Annotated in this window: 1 rRNA gene; it reads left to right on the forward strand. The window is 54.8% G+C overall.

Annotated elements, in window-relative coordinates:
• The first annotated feature begins 76 nt into the window (after positions 1 to 76).
• A 23S ribosomal RNA gene (locus M3673_RS18675) occupies positions 77 to 3,209 on the forward strand.
• The last annotated feature ends 34 nt before the right edge of the window (positions 3,210 to 3,243 follow it).

A 3,243-nucleotide genomic window follows, 5' to 3' on the forward strand; every position in this document is an offset into this window, starting at 1 on the left:
GGGGGTTGGTGGGTGTGTGTGTTGTGCATGTAGATGCAATATTTCTAGTCTTTGTAGTTTTTGTTGAGTGTTTGTGAGACAAGCTATGAAGGGCACATGGTGGATGCCTTGGCATCAAGAGCCGATGAAGGACGTAGGAGCCTGCGATAAGCCCTGGGGAGTTGGCAACCAAGCTGTGATCCGGGGGTGTCCGAATGGGGGAACCCAGCTGGAGTCATGTCCAGTTACCCGCGCCTGAATATATAGGGCGTGTGGAGGGAACGTGGGGAAGTGAAACATCTCAGTACCCACAGGAAGAGAAAACAACAGTGATTCCGAGAGTAGTGGCGAGCGAAATCGGATCAGGCTAAACCATGCACATGTGATACCCGGCAGGGGTTGTGTGTGTGGGGTTGTGGGAGCGTGTGGACCGTTCTGCCGAGTGGTCACAGAGTAAGAAATCGTGCGTGAAGTTGAAGTCCATTGGAAAGTGGCGCCGTAGAGGGTGATAGCCCCGTAAGTGTAAGTGTGCGACTCTGATGCGTTTTCCCAAGTAACACGGAACCCCTGAAATTCCGTGTGAATCTGGCGGGACCACCCGTTAAGCCTAAATACTCCTTGATGACCGATAGCGGACAAGTACCGTGAGGGAAAGGTGAAAAGTACCCCTGGCGGGGAGTGAAATAGTACCTGAAACCGTGTGCCTACAATCCGTCGGAGCTTTTGTCCACCTTGTGTGGCGGGGTGACGGCGTGCCTTTTGAAGAATGAGCCTGCGAGTTTGCGTTGTGTTGCGAGGTTAACCCGTGTGGGGAAGCCGTAGCGAAAGCGAGTCCGAATAGGGCGTTTGAGTAGCACGATCAAGACCCGAAGCGAAGTGATCTATCCATGGGCAGGTTGAAGCGCGGGTAAGACCGCGTGGAGGACCGAACCCACTTAGGTTGAAAACTGAGGGGATGACCTGTGGATAGGGGTGAAAGGCCAATCAAACTTCGTGATAGCTGGTTCTCCCCGAAATGCATTTAGGTGCAGCGTTGTGTGTTTCTTGCCGGAGGTAGAGCACTGGATAGCCGATGGGCCCGACCAGGTTACTGACGTTAGCCAAACTCCGAATGCCGGTAAGTGAGAGCGCAGCAGTGAGACTGCGGGGGATAAGCTCCGTAGTCGAGAGGGAAACAGCCCAGACCATCAGCTAAGGCCCCTAAGCGGTGACTAAGTGGAAAAGGATGTGGAGTCGCAGTGACAACCAGGAGGTTGGCTTGGAAGCAGCCACCCTTGAAAGAGTGCGTAATAGCTCACTGGTCAAGTGATTCCGCGCCGACAATGTAGCGGGGCTCAAGTCATCCGCCGAAGCTATGGCATTCACATATATAGCTAAGCCGCCTTCGAGGTTGGTTCAGGTGTGTGGATGGGTAGGGGAGCGTCGTGTCGCGAGTGAAGCTCCGGAGTGATCCAGGGGTGGATGCGACACGAGTGAGAATGCAGGCATGAGTAGCGAATCACGTGTGAGAAACACGTGCGCCGAATGATCAAGGGTTCCAGGGTCAAGCTAATCTGCCCTGGGTAAGTCGGGACCTAAGGCGAGGCCGACAGGCGTAGTCGATGGACAACGGGTTGATATTCCCGTACCGGCAAAGTAGCGCCCATGACGAACCTAGTGATGCTAACCATCTGAAACTCACGTGACCGGACCCTTCGGGGCGAGGCGTGTGAGCGTAGCGTGGGACCCGAACTGGTAGTAGTCAAGCGATGGGGTGACGCAGGAAGGTAGTCCAACCGTACCGATGGTTGTGTACGGCTAAGGATGTAGGGCGAACGATAGGCAAATCCGTCGTTCTGACTTTGATGTCGAGCTTGAGATCTGATGGGGAGCCGAATGGCGAAGTGGATGATCCTATGCTGTCGAGAAAAACCTCTAGCGAGCTATGCGCCGCCCGTACCCCAAACCGACTCAGGTGATCAGGTAGAGAATACTAAGGCGATCGAGCGAACCATGGTTAAGGAACTCGGCAAAATGCCCCCGTAACTTCGGGAGAAGGGGGGCCGGATGCGTGAACCCACGTGCTGGGGGAGCGTTGATGGCCGCAGAGACCAGGCCCAAGCGACTGTTTACTAAAAACACAGGTCCGTGCGAAGTTGTAAGACGATGTATACGGACTGACTCCTGCCCGGTGCTGGAAGGTTAAGGGGACCGGTTAGAGCGTAAGCTCGAAGCTGAGAACTTAAGCCCCAGTAAACGGCGGTGGTAACTATAACCATCCTAAGGTAGCGAAATTCCTTGTCGGGTAAGTTCCGACCTGCACGAATGGAGTAACGACTTGGGCGCTGTCTCAACCGTGGACTCGGCGAAATTGCACTACGAGTAAAGATGCTCGTTACGCGCGGCAGGACGGAAAGACCCCGGGACCTTTACTATAGTTTGGTATTGGTGTTTGGTTCGGCTTGTGTAGGATAGGTGGGAGACTGTGAAGTCCACACGCCAGTGTGGGTGGAGTCATCGTTGAAATACCACTCTGGTCGTACTAGATGTCTAACCTAGGACCATTATCTGGTTCAGGGACAGTGCCTGATGGGTAGTTTAACTGGGGCGGTTGCCTCCTAAAATGTAACGGAGGCGCTCAAAGGTTCCCTCAGCCTGGTTGGCAATCAGGTGTTGAGTGTAAGTGCACAAGGGAGCTTGACTGTGAGACAGACATGTCGAGCAGGGACGAAAGTCGGAACTAGTGATCCGGCGCCAGCAGGTGGAAGCGGCGTCGCTCAACGGATAAAAGGTACCCCGGGGATAACAGGCTGATCTTCCCCAAGAGTCCATATCGACGGGATGGTTTGGCACCTCGATGTCGGCTCGTCGCATCCTGGGGCTGGAGTAGGTCCCAAGGGTTGGGCTGTTCGCCCATTAAAGCGGCACGCGAGCTGGGTTTAGAACGTCGTGAGACAGTTCGGTCCCTATCCGCCGCGCGCGCAGGAAACTTGAGAAAGGCTGTCCCTAGTACGAGAGGACCGGGATGGACGAACCTCTGGTGTGCCAGTTGTCCCGCCAGGGGCACGGCTGGTTAGCTACGTTCGGGAGTGATAACCGCTGAATGCATCTAAGCGGGAAGCACGTTTCAAGATGAGGTTTCCCACCACGTATGTGGGTAAGGCCCCCAGCAGAACACTGGGTTGATAGGCCGGAGGTGTACAGCAGTGATGCCTAGCCGACCGGTACTAATAGGCCGAGGGCTTGTCTTACACTCATTCAACAAGACCTACAAAGAGGTCTAGT

The organism is Nocardioides sp. P86, from assembly GCF_023712465.1.
GTDB classification, from domain to species: Bacteria; Actinomycetota; Actinomycetes; order Propionibacteriales; family Nocardioidaceae; genus Nocardioides; species Nocardioides kribbensis.